Genomic DNA, 15073 nt, shown 5'->3' on the forward strand with positions numbered 1-15073 from the left:
TTGTTAGTTTTACCTAAAACATTGCATCAAATAAAACATTCTTTTGAACGGATACAATACTAAAAAATGTTGCAATAATTGTCTACATTGACTCATTCATTTATAGAATAGAAGTCAAACTTTTTCATCATCCGCTAATTATCTAGACCCATCTATAAATTGGAACAATTTTAGCTTCTATCTTACTAAATCATCAAAATCAATTAAATAAGCTATAAAATCAACAAAATAGGGAATATGTTTAATAAAATTCTTGATTTAAATATTTTTCTTTATATTTTCCTTTATTTTCATTTGTTTTTTGACAAATTACAGGAAAATCATCATTTTCCGTTTGAGATATTCTTTTTTTAGAGAAGGACGGCGATTAAAATGTTGAATAAACAAGAAAATCAGCAAGCTATTGATTACTCCGAAACAGAAAAGCAACACCGTATACGACAAGAGTATTACATACCTCTAAACAATCAAGAGCGCGACATACCTCCAAGAAATGGGCTATCCCAGTTCTACAAAAACACTGGCTTTGCTGGTAAAAACTTATGGGATATTCTGCAATTAATAGGGGGAGCTACCTTCTTGGGCTTAGTAGGTCTTTGGATAAACTATAGTTTCCAAAATAACCAAGTACAAATTGCAGCAGAAAGATACCAGCAAACAGCCCTAGACAACTATTTCAATCAAATGACAGACATACTGATTGATAAAAAACTAGGTTCCTACCAGATTGGTACAGAAAACCAAAACTCTAATAATCTAGACTCATTTTCCCAACTCATTGATGTATTAGAAAAATTACAAGAAAAGGTGATAAAAAAAACAGACAGAGACAAGATAGTGAAAATATTAACAGAAGTAAAAGACAGTCAGTCCAAAGAATTGGAGGCTATCGCGAGGGCGCAAACTTTAACCACCTTAAACTTGCTACGTTTAGATACAAAACGCCGCGACTTGCTTACTAATTTCTTGAGAGAAACAAAGTTAGTTAGTAAAGACCGAAGTTGTGTTGAATCAAACAATACAAAAGAGAAGAGAGAAGAGTGTGAAAACCAAAAGAAAAAAGCAAATCTTCTAAACGGTATTAACCTGAACAGTCTCGAACTTTCCAAAATCAAATTAGACCTCTTTATCCTCAAAAACGCGGACTTTGGTAATGCCAATTTATCTAACGCTTTCCTTTCAGAAGCCGACCTCAGCGATTCGAACCTCAGCGGTTCCAAGCTCAGTCAAGCTTCTTTGATGGGAACCGATTTGCGCGCTGCTAATCTTCAAGATGCCGATCTCAGAAGTGCCAATCTCAGAGGTGCCAATCTCAGAGGTGCCAATCTCAGAGGTGCCAATCTCACCAATGCCAATCTCACTAATGCCGATCTCACCAATGCCAATCTCACCAATACCGATCTCAGAGGTGCCAATCTCACCGATGCTACTCTCACCAATGCCACAGTCCCAAAACACAAATTAAAGAACGCCTATCTTTGCAAGACCACACTACCTAAAGGAGATGTATCCAACCAAAATTGTGGAAAACCTTGGGTAACATTGTCTTGTATAGATTTAGTATGCAAACCCAATATTAAATATATTAAATACCCTTAAAAATCACAATAACAGCAAATGGAAAGGTAAACAAAATCACTGTTTTATACAATGTGACTGCGTTCCACCCGTTTTTGCTAATGCCAATTTTATTGACACATACAATCTACCAAAAGTATATTCTGAGGATCTGAAAAAAGAATCTTTAAAAAAGAATGTTTAAAAATGTAAGTCAATATTATGGGTTGTCAAACCAATGAAGGAGGTAAAGAAGGCAGAAGGGAAGAATTTGAACGGGGCTTTAACCCCGCTCAATTCTTAGCCACCAAATCAGAGATTATGATGGGGGACTTAGGCCCTTGCTCCCTTGCGGTCGCCAGAACTTCTGGGCAAAGGGTAGAAACTCTACCTTCTGCCTTTCTCGTTAAAAAGAAGATGTGATTCCAGAAGTTGGAGAATTAGATGAATTATAAATGTTCATAAGCTCAAAAAAAACAAATTACTGTGGTATCAAACTGTACCTAAGTAAATCAATTCATCCTCATACTCAGCAACGCCAGAAAAAATCTTAATTTTAGTCAAGGATTCCACCAGTAAGATGTATTAGGTCCATCATTTTGAGATCCGTTAACCCCAGCCTGAATCTGTTCTAAATTACCAAGCGAAAAAACTTCAGGTTTGCGATAGGGCAGTCTTTTATCGGTCTTAGCTAGCTGTATTAGCAGCTCTGTTGAAGACTTTAAATTTTGCTTAAACATAGTAATAAAGTCGAAAGTTTTTACAACTCTATTGTATATAATTTGAAATAAAATGAACGATGAATTCAAAAATATTTATTGTTGATTAGAATATTTAAATGAAAGATATTATTTAACCTTAAATGCAACCAAGTGAACTCAGCCTGCTTCAAACTTTTCGGCGTAGTCTGATGTTAGTAATTCAATCAGCACCTACTGAGTTACGCACTCTGATATTTTTAACTTTAATTAGTGGTTCTAGCCCAGCAATTTCACTGTTATTCAACAAAATTATTATTGACCAAATCTCCCATTTATTAGGGAAATATACAACAGTAAGCTCGCTCATTTTTATCCTACAGGAGCCAATCTTACTTGGGAGCATTGGAGGATTAATACTACTTAATTTATTAACCGAATCAATGAACGCGATCGCTAGCTTGGTTTTTTCTTCTCTGCGCGATCGCGTTCAAGGTTTCGCTCAAAGTATTGTGCTGAATAAAGTTGCTAATTTTGCGGATATCGCGTTATTTGAAACCCCCGAATTGTTGAACTTGGTGCAACTGGCAGAAACAGGAATAGAACGGCTCAAGGAACTATCCTTGTTTGTAATTACAACTTTGCATGGTTTTTTTATTTTAATTCCTGCTATTTTGCTCTCTGGCTCAATTGCTTGGTGGATACCGTTAATTTTATTTACCTCTGCTACACCAGCGATTTATGTGGAATTGACTTACCGCAAAAAAAGCTGGGAAGTCGAAGAAACTCAGGCGAGTCTTGTCCGCCAAATGAACTTGCATAGGGATGTCTTAGTGGGTGAAGCTTATGCCAAAGAATTACGCTTATTTCAGCTACAACCTTTATTGCTGGAGCGGTGGCAAAATCTTTTCCAGACCATGTTTAGATCGATGCAGCAAATCCGCAAAAAAGGGACGGTGCTGGTAATCACTTGGTCAATGGTGAATGGATTAGGAACCGCTTTACCCTACATTTATGTTGTTATAGGAGCTTTACGCGGAATTTATACTTTAGGAGATTTAGCACTTTATGCAGGTTTGATCCTACAAGTACGCCAGAGTTTGTTTTTACTAATTAATAATGGGTCTAACTTGTATGATGTGGTGTTGGGGACTCGTCCGATTTTTCAATTATTAGAACTGAAGCCGAAATTGCGGTTATCGTTAGCCTCAAGGGAGGATACTGCTGCTAAATTGTCTTTGACACCAAAGGCGATCGCCAAGCAACAGGGAATCCAAATCAAGAACTTGTCTTTTTCTTATCCAGGTAGTGGCAGCAAGATTCTGGACAACATTAACCTCACAATTCAGCCGCACCAAACGATCGCCTTAGTTGGGGAAAATGGTGCGGGGAAAACAACTCTGGCTAAGTTACTCTGTCGCCTGTACGATCCAGGAAGTGGCGAAATTTTGTGGAATGGACAGGATTTGCGCGAAATTGGCTTGGTACAGCTATACTCACGCCTTGCTGTGGTGATGCAAGATTACGCTCGGTTTCCAGCCACAGTGTGTGAAAATGTGGGTTTTGGGTACTTATCTGCGTTACAGGATGTTAACGCCATCAAAGAGGCACTGAGGGCAGCTGGAATTGCCAAGGTAGTGGACAATCTGCCCCAAGGCTTAGAGACGCTATTAGGTAAGCAATTAGCAGGTGGGGTAGACTTATCGCAAGGACAGTGGCAAAGAATTGCGATCGCTCGTGCGCTGATGCGATTATCCTCGGCAGAACTATTAATTTTGGACGAACCGACAAGCGCACTCGATCCGAAAACCGAGCATGAAATTTACCAGCTTTTACGTACCATTGCTGCTAATAAGATGGCTGTTTTCATCAGTCATCGTTTAGCTTTATCCAAACTGGCAGACCGGATTATTGTTTTAGAAAATGGCAAGATTATAGAAATAGGAAGTCATGAGGAATTAATAGTAAGAGGTGGACAATATCATCTTATGTTTAGCCGTCAAGCAAGTAGCTATCAATAGACCGAACTATCAAATTAAGGTTGGGTAATTAAACTTTCAAAAAAGTGATTGTGACTTTAGCTGTTATGAACCAGCAGATCAAGCAACAGGGTTGCTTTCTGTTTCAGTTCACTGTCTTTACTTCGAAAGCAGAAGTTGAGCAACCCGCTTTGAAGGCATAAAGTGAGCAACTTGCTCATCTTATCTTTTCAGTGACATACAGGAATGTGTGTGAAGACAAAATAACCTGCAACTATACAGTTGAGATGTTTGGGTGGATATAGAAAATGGTTATAGGCTAAGGCTTACACAAAACGCGAGCGCGTTAGCGTTGAGCATAGTTTAGCTCATATAGGTCAGTGGCAAGGGGATAAAGCTTGCTACATTGGCTTACGCAAAAACCTTTTTTACCTTTGACGTATGGCTGTTGTTCACAATCTCCACGTTCTTGCTCGTATGCTTGAAAGGAATGCTGGAGAAATTTTTAATTTTAATACTACATACTCTGCATAATTTGTCAATATCTTCTACTGGATTGCTGCTCTAGATTGTCAATGGTTGAGGCAACTTACACAGTTATGGACTGTTAGCAGGCTTATTTCGCCTAGATGACCACATCTGTGTGTTACGCAGTTACATCCGCCAGCGAGATACGTTGATTGCCGATGCAGCCCTTCATGCGCAACGGATGCAAAATTTTCAACCCGTCGAACTCACGTCACTTTTAACATTCGGGCCTTTGCTTGTTTAAGTAGAGTTTCTAGATCTTCTACTTTAATAGTTCCACTAATAAACTCATGATTTAATATAAAAAAAGGAGTACTTGTTATATTTAAACTTGAAGCAAGTTCAATATCTTTTAAAATTTCTTTTGTTGCAAGTTCACTGTCTTTTTTGAAATTCTCCATATTGAGATTTAAAGAGCTTGCTATTTCCAAATAAAGTTCTTCTCCTAATTTTTTTTGGTTCTCAAACAATGCGTCATGATATTCCCAAAATTTACCTTGTTTGCCTGCTGCCCAAGAAGCTTTAGCAGCATTCATAGCATCAGGATGAATAGTAAATAAAGGAAGATGTTTATAAACAAAAGTTAGTTCATTCTTATGTTTTGCTATAAAATTTTTAAGGACAGGTTGAACTTCTAAACAAAAAGAACATTGAAAGTCTGCAAACTCAATCAAAATTATGTCTAGATTTTGTGCTCCTTTTCGAGGAGAATCAGCGACTAGTTTTTCTGGTTTCAAGAGAAGTTTATTCAAATTAGTTTTTCTTTGTTGTATCAGCTTTTTTTCTTGCTGTATATGATATTTCTCAATTGCTTCTATAATGATTTCTGGATTTTTAAGTATTACTTCTCTTACCTCATTTTCAAATTTGGATTCTGTTGATGGTATTTCATTGGCGAAGATTATAGAAAAACCTCCTATAACAAAAAAGAAACCTAAAATAGTGATTAGTAAGATTTTTAAAAGAGTTCTTATTTTCATAAAACTACAGTGACAAAATCTAACAGTTAGCAATCAGACTTTAATTGTAAAACTTCGTTCACGTCAAAAATAAGGGTGTGGAATGTAGGGTAATTGATGGGGACTTGAACCCTATTTGGTTTCAGAGCAAGGTGTACAAAAATACAATTTTTTCTTCATTTACCTACACTCCATTTTTAGTCAATTAGGGCTGTAAGCCCCATTCTTTTTTCACAAATCATAACCGAATTATCACGGTATTAAAAGCTATCCTTTCTTCTACAAACTTCAGCTTGACAATTGAGTTCTGAAAATGTCGCGGTACATTCGCGGTAGTAATCAACACATTGACCAAGAACCTCTCTTTTGCACTTATCTTCAACTACTAAATTACCTCGATAGGTAGGTGTGAACAATTGTCTAATACGAAACGCGGAAGTAGGGTACTCTGCTGTGATTGCTGCCTGACATCTGGATTGAGCTTCAGAAGCCCACTCGTTATCATTTTGACATCTTGATACTCCTGTAAATGAATGTGGAAGACCGCTTATAGTTTTTATCTTACAATCTTGAGCTAGAACATTTGAGCAAGAAAGTAACACTATCGTTGGAACAGAGAATAAAAAAGACAAACTACGAGTTGTAAACATCTTCTTAAATCCACTTTTTTTAATTCAGGAAAGTATTGAAAAAGCAAAAATCTTTTGTAACTTGACTTGTAAAATTATTTTAGATGGTAAATATTTTTATAAAGCATTTCAGCAAAGTCTTACCAGTCAAAGATTGTATATTTTTAATTAGACAATTATGCCAGAGATATGTAATTTACCCAAATGCAAAATACTTCAAAACTAGTAACAAATATCGCGGTGTTCTAAAACAAAAATTAGTATTCTTACCTCACTTTTCAATAGCTATTAATGATTATGATGGGATTTGATCGTACTGCCGGATATCCTGGGTTCCCTTGTGGATATGTGGGTATGTAATTCGATGCTGGATATCCTGGCGGTGTTGGAGAAGAGCTTTGTATGTATCCTGGATTCCCTTGTTGATATAGGGGTGTATAGGGCGCAGAATAAGTTGAAGATGCTGGAGGACAACTTAATGTATATCCTGGATAAGTTTGCGCGTAAATAGATATGCCAGTTGATGAGGGATAGGTATAAATTGTCGAGGGAGAATTAGTTGTTTTTTGTTGCGTATTAGTTGATAGTTGATTTGTTGGCGATACTGTTTGTGTACCAGAGTCAATACCAAACACTTCTTTTAAGATGTACCTACTCTTTTGATCAAGAATGGGTTTAAGAGGTATCGCTAAAGTTTTTTGAGCGGTCAAAGTAAATATTGAAATAGCTAGCATCGCTAGGACAGGTAACTGATTAAATCTTCTTAACAAGTGTTTGTGCTGTCTAACCATATTGTGACTCCGTAGTTAACTCTACGAGAACTGGTAAATTCATATGTGTTTCAGCTAAACTGCTAAGGGAAGCAGAAGAGAGAAAAATGCTTAACTGAACCTATTGACTTACAGTTAGGCTTTCTCCTCTACCTATAAACTTAATGATTTGCAGCTTCTATTTCTTATAACGATCATCAAACGCGAAATATTCCAAAACTTGCAAAAAAAATTTTGTGGCGTTACAGGATAAATCTTTTAGCCCTTACCGTGTTCTCTAAAATCCAGGAATTTTAGCTACCAATATTTGTGTTGGGGGATTTATGGAATTTATTGTACGGTAAAGCAAGGAAGGTTTACGCTAGCTCGTTAGGATATTTGCATTTTTACAAGTACAATCAGGATATAAAAGCTCCAAGTGCAAAATATTAATTTACATTCCTTTATATTCAAGCTCAAAAATATTTTGCAGTTACCAACTCATCAATATTCATGTATTGCTCTAGAAACTTCTGCTCACTCTTGTTCTAGATGCAATGCTTCGTCTAATACTGCATTCGTAAACTTTATGCTTTCTAAGTAAGTCTGGTAAGCTGCCACTGGCACTGTCAACACATCACTCCAAGCTTCCTCTTGCTCATGAAAAGCTTGAATTGCTGAGTCTTTTGCAGCACCTAAGTTCCCACTTATTAGTCCTAATCTATAAGTTTCCGACACTGCTGGTAGTTCCTCAATTAACCCGTGGTAATAATCTCCTACTGCCAACAAGTGGTCATAAATCTCGCGTGAGAGCCTTTTTCCAACTGGTTGTAGTAAATTACAAGTTAATGCAGGAACAACATGCCAAGTCTCAGTTAGCAAATCTTGTCCAACCCCAGACATCTCTGGAGGAATCAACAAATCCACATCGTTGAGAAACTCTGTTTTGACAGATAACAACATCACAGTGACAATTGCCCACTGTTGTGCTTCTACTGATGATTCAGGTTCTTTGACAATCATCACATAGCGCGGTGGTAAGCTTCCTGCTAAAAATCTTTGTACTGAAGAGGGGTACAAAGATTGTTGCTCTTCACGTGAGAATTCTAGAGGACTTTGCACCAAACGACTCACTTCCCAGATTTCTCCAGCCTGTGGGATTGGCATGTTACTAGTTTGTGTATTATTCCTATTTATACGCATAACTTTGTAATACCCAACGAAGGTACCTTAATGTTGGGGATTTGGAGTGTGATTATATCTATATATTAGTTAACGAACGAGCACGCCCAATTATGACGGCTCGTTTAAATCTTTACAAATTTGAGCAATATCCAATATATGAGCTATTGGTTTACCATTGTTTCCTCGAACATTTGTGTTCTGTTTTCTGCTTGCCAATTGCTTGCTGTTTTTGCTTAACGTTTTCAAATTTAAGTAATCCTAACGCCTCAGCAATTCGTTCTACAAGTTCCTGCCAACGTTTACAAACTTCACTTTGGCTAACTCCTAGTTCACTAGCAATTTGCTTTTGTGTTTTCTCGTCAATCTTCCCTTGCCACAGCTTAAGGTATTTTTGATGAGGATGCTTTTGATCAAGCTGGTGAATCGCCTCTACCGCTTTAATAATCAAATCTGCACGCTCTGCTGCGTCTAAGGCATTATATTCATCAGGAATCGTATCTAGCAGAGCTATATCTGTCTCAGGAATAACGCAATCTAAACTTTGATAATTTCGCAGTCTTTCTTTACGAACAAAATCAATGACTTCACACTTAGCTACCGTGAAAGCCCAATGATAAAACTGTTCCACTTCCCTTGACTGAAATTTTCCAGCTTGAATAGTCTGAAAAACTTTTAAATGCACTGCCTGAACGGCATCTTCCCAAGATAAGCTTGTATCCCTAGTGTATTTACGAGCAATCTGCTCTAGTTTGTGAGAATAGTACGAGTCGCGTAGAATTTCCTGGTAATAACACTCTGATTGCTGTTGTGATAACATCTGGCACGTCCTTCTCGCTTGGACATTGTGTGTATTGGTGTAGTTTTTTGCTTAAACCACTGCCAAGTTGAACCCAGTTATGTAGCAATCGCAGTATGTTTAAAGTTTGCTCTAATCCTTTGAGCTTTCTGGTACAAGGATTTGCTTCCTGCCAGTAGACACTACAAACCCTACCGGAAGAAGTGTAAAATGCCTATTGGCGTTAACTTGCGTTCTAAGGCTAACGATAGTGTAAGAAGGTTCGGGTTTAACCAAGCAGTTAAAAGTGCTTCAAATCCTCGAACTACATGCTGGTCATTCTTACAGCTTTAGAAATACAACCAGTAGTGTTCAATTAGTTTCTTCTTTTAAACTTACCTCTCATCAAGATTTTTATAATAGCGATGCTAGACTTGTTTACAAAAAATAATGATTAAGATTTAGATGAAGGTAGTGTCAAGAAATTATCATTCCAAAGTGATCACGTTTTACTTCTTTAGATACATGAAAATCAAGACAAATGTAACTGCTAAGTAAGCAATGTTCAGATATGAAGCAGGGTTAGCGCGTCTCAAACTCTATTGACAGGGAGATTATGGCAGAGAGTCTGAGTTTGAGAGAGCCGCAGCCAACACAGAAAGCATGTAGCTGCTCGTCGTGATTTTTGGCGAATACTGCGACGAAAAGATGATTCTCGCTCTAAAGCATTGAGGGCAATGCGACGTAGTAAAGCAAAGTTTTGTGGGCTGTGCAGAGAACGAATTCGGGACTCATCCTCATGAAAAGTAACATCTAATGTCCAATGAACAGAATTTTCTATTCCCCAATGCTGTCGAATTGCACTACCAATTTTGTTTGCATCACCGGCGAGACTAGTCATGTAAAATTGCAGCTCTTGTGTAGTTTTATTCCAATGCTGAATTGAACGCACTACCATCACTATTGTTTTCAGTCCTACCCATAAGTTTAGTTCATAAAGTCCAGTAATCTGTGACACTGCTAAGGTGTAAACTTTACGGTTTTCGCTGAAGGGGCGACACGCGGCTTATATTCCAAATCATGCAAAGGTTTGACCGAATTATGGTAGAAAAAGATAGGTCAATCATTGTCAAGAAGACCTATCTATTGAAAATGTTACCTCCATCGTATCAAACGAACTTAGAAAATCAACTCTCAGAGTCCCAATTATTGTTTTTAAACCTGCTGATTAATGTACTACAAGATATTAAAGGAGTCAGTCTAGAAAAAATAGCAAATGCCTTACCTTTACCAATATTATTTCAAAGCAGACGCAAGAAAATTCCAAGATTCTTATCACTACCAATACTCAATATTCAGTCCATTTGGTTTCCGATAATAAAAACCTGGTTAACTCAAAACTTTCAGGAGAATCAAAGAATTTATTTAGTAATTGATAGGACTAAATGGCAGCGAAACAATTTAATGATGATTAGTTTAATTTATGACCAAAGAGCTATCCCAATATATTGGGAATTTTTACCCAGATTGGGAAATAGCAATTTTGAGGAGCAATCAAAAATATTTTCTCAAGTACTACCATTATTCAATAAATATCAAACTGTTGTATTAGGGGACAGAGAATTTTGTTCTGTAAAGTTAGCTAACTGGCTCAGAGCGCAAAAAGTACAGTTCTGTTTGAGATTAAAAAAGAATGAATTTATCCTTGGGGAAGATGAAATTTGGCGGTCACTTGATAGCTTAGGTTTAGAACCAGGGGTTTCTCTATTTCTGCCAAACATTAAGGTCACAAAAAGTCAAAAAGTTCCAGGTTTTAACCTAGCTGCTAAATGGAAGTGAGCGCTCAAAGGATGGTCAACAGAAGAAGGCTGGTTTATCCCTCTTCTGTCACTCTCCTAAAACATTTGCCATTTCTGGATTCTAGAGCTTTTGTATAGCAAGCGATCGCGCGATTCTTTTCTAATAACAAATACAAGACTCATTTTTTTCTAATAGTATAGCTTGTATTGATTGCCTCATCAGGCTTCTAGCGATCGCCCTCCCGGAGAGTGACAGAAGATGGATATATAGGCAGTAATTACACGTAATGACTCAAAGGTGTAATGCAAGAGTAAACCCATTGCTTTGACGTTGGCATAACAGCAGCTTATTCGATAATTGCTGAACTAAGCAACCGAGCAAAGATTTTTTCTGAATTCGCCAACAGTGTCCTCGCTACTTTCACCCCGATTAGCGCCTTGAGCAAATATTTCAGTACTGAGTGCTGTACCAAACTCAAATTCATGCTTAACCTGCTCAAATTTAACTTCTACACCAAAGACTGGTTGTTGCTTAGAATTAACAACCTGGATAACAATATTTCCTGTACGAGTTCGATCAATTTGCTCTGACAAGGTGAGTTGATTGGCTTGCATAAAGGATAAAAGAGTAAGTGTTTCTATGAAAATTGAACTCTGGTTCACTAAAAGTATGCTTAAGCACAATATTAATATTAAATATCGTTCAAAATTAAGCATTGCTAAACAGTTATTTTATTCAACTAGCCCAAGTCAACTAATTATAATTACTTAAACAGGACATGAAAAAACTGCAAAAGTATAGACTAATGATTGTTCAGTCATACCGATTGAGAAGTGGTCTTGCTTGAATTGTGGAGGCTATCATTGCCAGAAAAGAGTCTAAAGTTCCAGGCTTCTTGCGCTGTTTCCACCAAGTCATTTCGGTATACAGTACCTCAACCAATTTACGCTGTTGCTCAGTTTCAACCTGGACAAATTGCAGGGCGATGCCGAACTGATCCTTCTTGACAAAAAAACGTACAATTTCCGCCTGTATGGAAAAGCCATACTCCAAAAATGTAACCTCGACAATTGATGTATTGAGGGCGACATCTGGCGTAATCAACAAAACTCTAGCTCCACCTTCAGAAAGGTTTTGAGTGTAACCCAAAAAAACTTGATCTTTGACTGTAATCTTACAAGCTGTTTTTAAAGGGAAACGATCCATTGTCCGCCGAATTGGCTGGTCGATAGCTGATAGAATAGCTACTCCCATAAATAGAGCATTGTAGAAAAGCCAGAATATTAATACACCAGAACTTTCATCCAAAGTTAACCAAACTCCAAATTGTACCCCAACAAGATTTAATCCAATAATCAATACCGACAATGCTAAAAGTATAATGAGTGGTAATGTATGATTGAAATTGTAATTCTTTCGATCTGCCTTGACCCCTTTACGAGTAGCTCGACTTGCTTTTGCAAAAGGATTGCGAATAATGAGACACAATCGCTTGAGTGCTGGAAAACAAAAAATTGTTTCGTATACTTCGTTCCAAAAGTAAGAAACTCGGTAATTTGATGCCCAACCATAAATTGCAATATGCAACAACCAGAATGGCATGAAGTAGTAGAGAATTTCAGGCAGGGTTGCAATAAAGGGTGAAATTCCAAGATAGGCACTGCACAGAGGTGCCAATAGAAAAACAGTTCGAAAGACTGATTGAAAGCAATAAAGAAGCTGCGATATGCTGTAGCTTTTTTGAATCCAGTTCAGTTTCGACCAAATCGGAATATCATCGCCACAAAAGTAAACCTGAAAATTTCCTTGTAACCAGCGAAGTCGCTGATCTATAAAATCTGTATAGGTTCGAGTTGATTCTCCTGTACTAAGAACTTCATTGAGAAAAATCAGCCGAAAACCATGTGTCAACATTCGCAAAGATGTTTGAAAGTCTTCAACGCAGCATCGAGTGTAATAACCTCCAATAGCATCGAGACAACTTCGTCGAACAACATAGGAACTGCCACAGCAAATCACACTATTGCCCACATCTCGATTTGATTGCTGTAATCCGTAGAAATGTTCTAAATCATTGGGTAGAAAATTTTCTAACCCTAAATTACGAGCATGATAGTCCGGATTGTAAAAGTATTGCGGAGTCTGGACAAGGGAAATTTCTGGATTTTGAAAAAAGCCAACCGTTCGAGTCAAAAAATTTTTGAATGGCACAAAGTCTGCATCGATAGGTACAATCAATTCACCGCCAATATGCTTCAACGCGTTATTTAAGTTACCAGCCTTTGCATGGGTATTATCTGGGCGAGTGATGTATTCACACCCCAATTCTTGTGCCAGTGCTTTAATGTGAGGGCGGCGAGTATCATCCAAAATATAAATAGTTTTGTTGAGATACTCCATTGCCTGACAGCCAATAACAGTTCGGCGAACAATATAGTCTGGCTCATTATAAGTAGGAATCAGCACATCAACTGAGGGAAAATATTGGGTAGAAAGAACAGCTTGAGAATATTGATTCGCCTGTGCACTTCGGGCTTTGGAGGTTGACCAAATAGTTTGCAGTGTATATAAACAGCAAGAAACAAAGGAAATTACTTCTAAAATATAAATTGTTAAAGAAAAAACTACACTAGCTGGATGGGACAAATTTAAGGTGGCAACTGTTCGCCAGATAAAGTAGCGTGTTGCCAGAAATAATAGGATTAATTTCATGACAAAGCGGCTACTATTTGTAGAGCGAATAAATCGGAGACAAACACAAATTAGAAGAACAGCAACAAGAGGAAATGATAACTCCCAGTCGATGGATGGCACCTGTAATCCAGTTGGCAATAATCGCGTAATGGTTGGATTGACTTCATAGGTTGGAAAAAGCGTCGGTCCTGTGCTTGTCCAAGTACTAATAAATACTGTTGATACAAATACAATGGCACTGATGATAAACAGTGCCCAGACCCATGAAGAAAAGACTTTTTGAGGATCGGGTTTCGTCATTTTTATAACAGTAGTAAAAACTCAAAATTCCTTGAGAATGCGGAGGCGAAAACTTTTAAGAAGTGTATTAGGATGAGGAAATATGTATAATTATTGGCAACACGTGCAAATTAGAAGCCTGCAAAAAAACTGGTAGATCGTACCTTGAATACCACCCGCCCTGTATAACCGATGTAACAAAGATTGCCATTATGCATATTCTCGGATGAGGAAGAGTTAGGTTCCGTATCTAATGTAATATGCACTTGCGTATGTCGTGGTAAGTTTGGCATCATTGCTACAACAGTATCTTCTCCAGCAGATAATCGCCCGATCCCCGAACGGATCACCGAGATTTTTCCTGTCAGGGTAACGGATGACGCTGTACCATTCAGCTTAATCTCGGCTGGAGTTCCAACTTGAAGTAATTGCACCTTCTGCTCGTCCACCCAAGCATCTACCCATCGTTGATTACAGGCCGCAATTTGCCCTAGCGATTCTCCTTGTTGTACAAACTTGCCAAGTTGGGCAGTCAGCCGCCACATTACTCCAGATTCCGGCGATTTGATTGTTACAACCTGCTTGTGTTGTAAATCTTTCTTTGCCTGATCAAACTCTGCTTTAGTTCCTTGAATCATTTTTTTCAAGGTTTCAATTCCTTGCTGGTCTTCAGCAATTTGCAATTGCAATTCTACTAAACGAATGCTTGGGTCGTAGTTACTCCTTGTTCTGGATAATGATAAGCCATTACGAACAGCATCCTGGTTAACTTGTAAGGCTGCAAGTTTAGCTTGCAAGCTTTCTACTTCACTTTCACGCTGTTTGAGTTCGATCTCTGCTGCATCAAAGCTGGCTTCAGCGATCGCTCCTTCTGATTTTAAAAGCTTTGCTCGTTTATAGTTTAATTCTGCAAGTTTATAACGCGACTTTGTACCTTCAAGATCGGACAGCAATTGCTTTTGGTTTTGCTGATTCTCCGAGACTGCCAACCTCTCCTGGTTTACAGCATCTCGATTTACTATATTCAGAAGTGACAGTTTATGCGCTAAACGTTCTTGAGCCTGTCTTAACTCTGCTTCTTGTTGATTCAGGCGACTAGAAATTTCTTGAGCTTGAAGTTGGCTAGTGCGTTGATTTTTTATAACAAATAACAACTTCTCAGAGCTTATAGACTGACCAGTTTTGACTGTAACTTTTGAAATCACACCTTCTTGTTGTGCCCGTATATCTGTTAGCATACC

Annotated in this window: 13 protein-coding genes; 4 read left to right on the forward strand and 9 right to left on the reverse strand. The window is 37.9% G+C overall.

Annotation, left to right across the window (positions count from 1 at the left end):
* The first annotated feature begins 372 nt into the window (after positions 1–372).
* The 3 genes from G1O98_RS30385 to G1O98_RS30395 all read left to right on the forward strand — a co-directional run bounded on the left by G1O98_RS30385 (position 373) and on the right by G1O98_RS30395 (position 4276).
* On the forward strand, positions 373–1599 hold the full coding sequence (locus G1O98_RS30385) for a pentapeptide repeat-containing protein (protein ID WP_163936113.1): 1227 nt from the start codon (positions 373–375) through the stop codon (positions 1597–1599).
* Positions 1600–1779: 180 nt separating this feature from the next.
* A complete protein-coding gene (locus tag G1O98_RS30390) occupies positions 1780–1980 on the forward strand; it encodes a hypothetical protein (RefSeq protein ID WP_163936116.1) in 201 nt (66 codons plus the stop codon).
* A gap of 439 nt (positions 1981–2419) precedes the next feature.
* On the forward strand, positions 2420–4276 hold the full coding sequence (locus tag G1O98_RS30395; RefSeq protein WP_163936118.1) for an ABC transporter ATP-binding protein: 1857 nt from the start codon (positions 2420–2422) through the stop codon (positions 4274–4276).
* 692 nt (positions 4277–4968) lie between these two features.
* Here the strand turns inward: G1O98_RS30395 and G1O98_RS30405 are convergent.
* The 6 genes from G1O98_RS30405 to G1O98_RS30425 form a co-directional block, all read right to left on the reverse strand.
* Positions 4969–5742, reverse strand: a complete 774-nt coding sequence (locus tag G1O98_RS30405) for a thioredoxin domain-containing protein (protein ID WP_163936121.1) — start codon at positions 5740–5742, stop codon at positions 4969–4971.
* 239 nt (positions 5743–5981) lie between these two features.
* Positions 5982–6371, reverse strand: a complete 390-nt coding sequence (locus tag G1O98_RS39505; protein ID WP_207794518.1) for a hypothetical protein — start codon at positions 6369–6371, stop codon at positions 5982–5984.
* Positions 6372–6628: 257 nt separating this feature from the next.
* Complete coding sequence (locus tag G1O98_RS30410) at positions 6629–7141, reverse strand: hypothetical protein (protein WP_163936125.1); 513 nt, start codon at positions 7139–7141, stop codon at positions 6629–6631.
* Between the two features lie 495 nt (positions 7142–7636).
* Positions 7637–8266: a hypothetical protein gene (locus G1O98_RS30415; RefSeq protein WP_163936128.1), complete on the reverse strand. Its 630-nt coding sequence runs from the start codon at positions 8264–8266 to the stop codon at positions 7637–7639.
* Between the two features lie 187 nt (positions 8267–8453).
* Complete coding sequence (locus G1O98_RS30420; RefSeq protein WP_163936131.1) at positions 8454–9101, reverse strand: sigma-70 family RNA polymerase sigma factor; 648 nt, start codon at positions 9099–9101, stop codon at positions 8454–8456.
* Positions 9102–9651: 550 nt separating this feature from the next.
* Positions 9652–10077, reverse strand: coding sequence for an ISAs1 family transposase (locus G1O98_RS30425; protein ID WP_345940607.1), 426 nt, complete (start codon positions 10075–10077; stop codon positions 9652–9654).
* Between the two features lie 83 nt (positions 10078–10160).
* Between G1O98_RS30425 and G1O98_RS30430 the strand changes: the two genes are divergently transcribed.
* Complete coding sequence (locus tag G1O98_RS30430) at positions 10161–10898, forward strand: IS4 family transposase (RefSeq protein ID WP_163936133.1); 738 nt, start codon at positions 10161–10163, stop codon at positions 10896–10898.
* 326 nt (positions 10899–11224) lie between these two features.
* On the opposite strand, the gene G1O98_RS39110 is transcribed toward G1O98_RS30430, so the two are convergent.
* The 3 genes from G1O98_RS39110 to G1O98_RS30445 all read right to left on the reverse strand — a co-directional run.
* The gene (locus G1O98_RS39110) at positions 11225–11473 is read right to left on the reverse strand and encodes a hypothetical protein (RefSeq protein ID WP_175586934.1); all 249 of its coding nucleotides are present in this window, start codon (positions 11471–11473) and stop codon (positions 11225–11227) included.
* A 199-nt stretch (positions 11474–11672) separates the two neighbouring features.
* Positions 11673–13853, reverse strand: a complete 2181-nt coding sequence (locus G1O98_RS30440; protein WP_163936136.1) for a glycosyltransferase — start codon at positions 13851–13853, stop codon at positions 11673–11675.
* 110 nt (positions 13854–13963) lie between these two features.
* On the reverse strand, positions 13964–15073 hold a 1110-nt coding region (locus G1O98_RS30445), incomplete at its 5' end, for an HlyD family efflux transporter periplasmic adaptor subunit (protein WP_163936139.1).

The organism is Nostoc sp. UIC 10630 (assembly GCF_010747425.1).
Lineage (GTDB): Bacteria > Cyanobacteriota > Cyanobacteriia > Cyanobacteriales > Nostocaceae > Nostoc.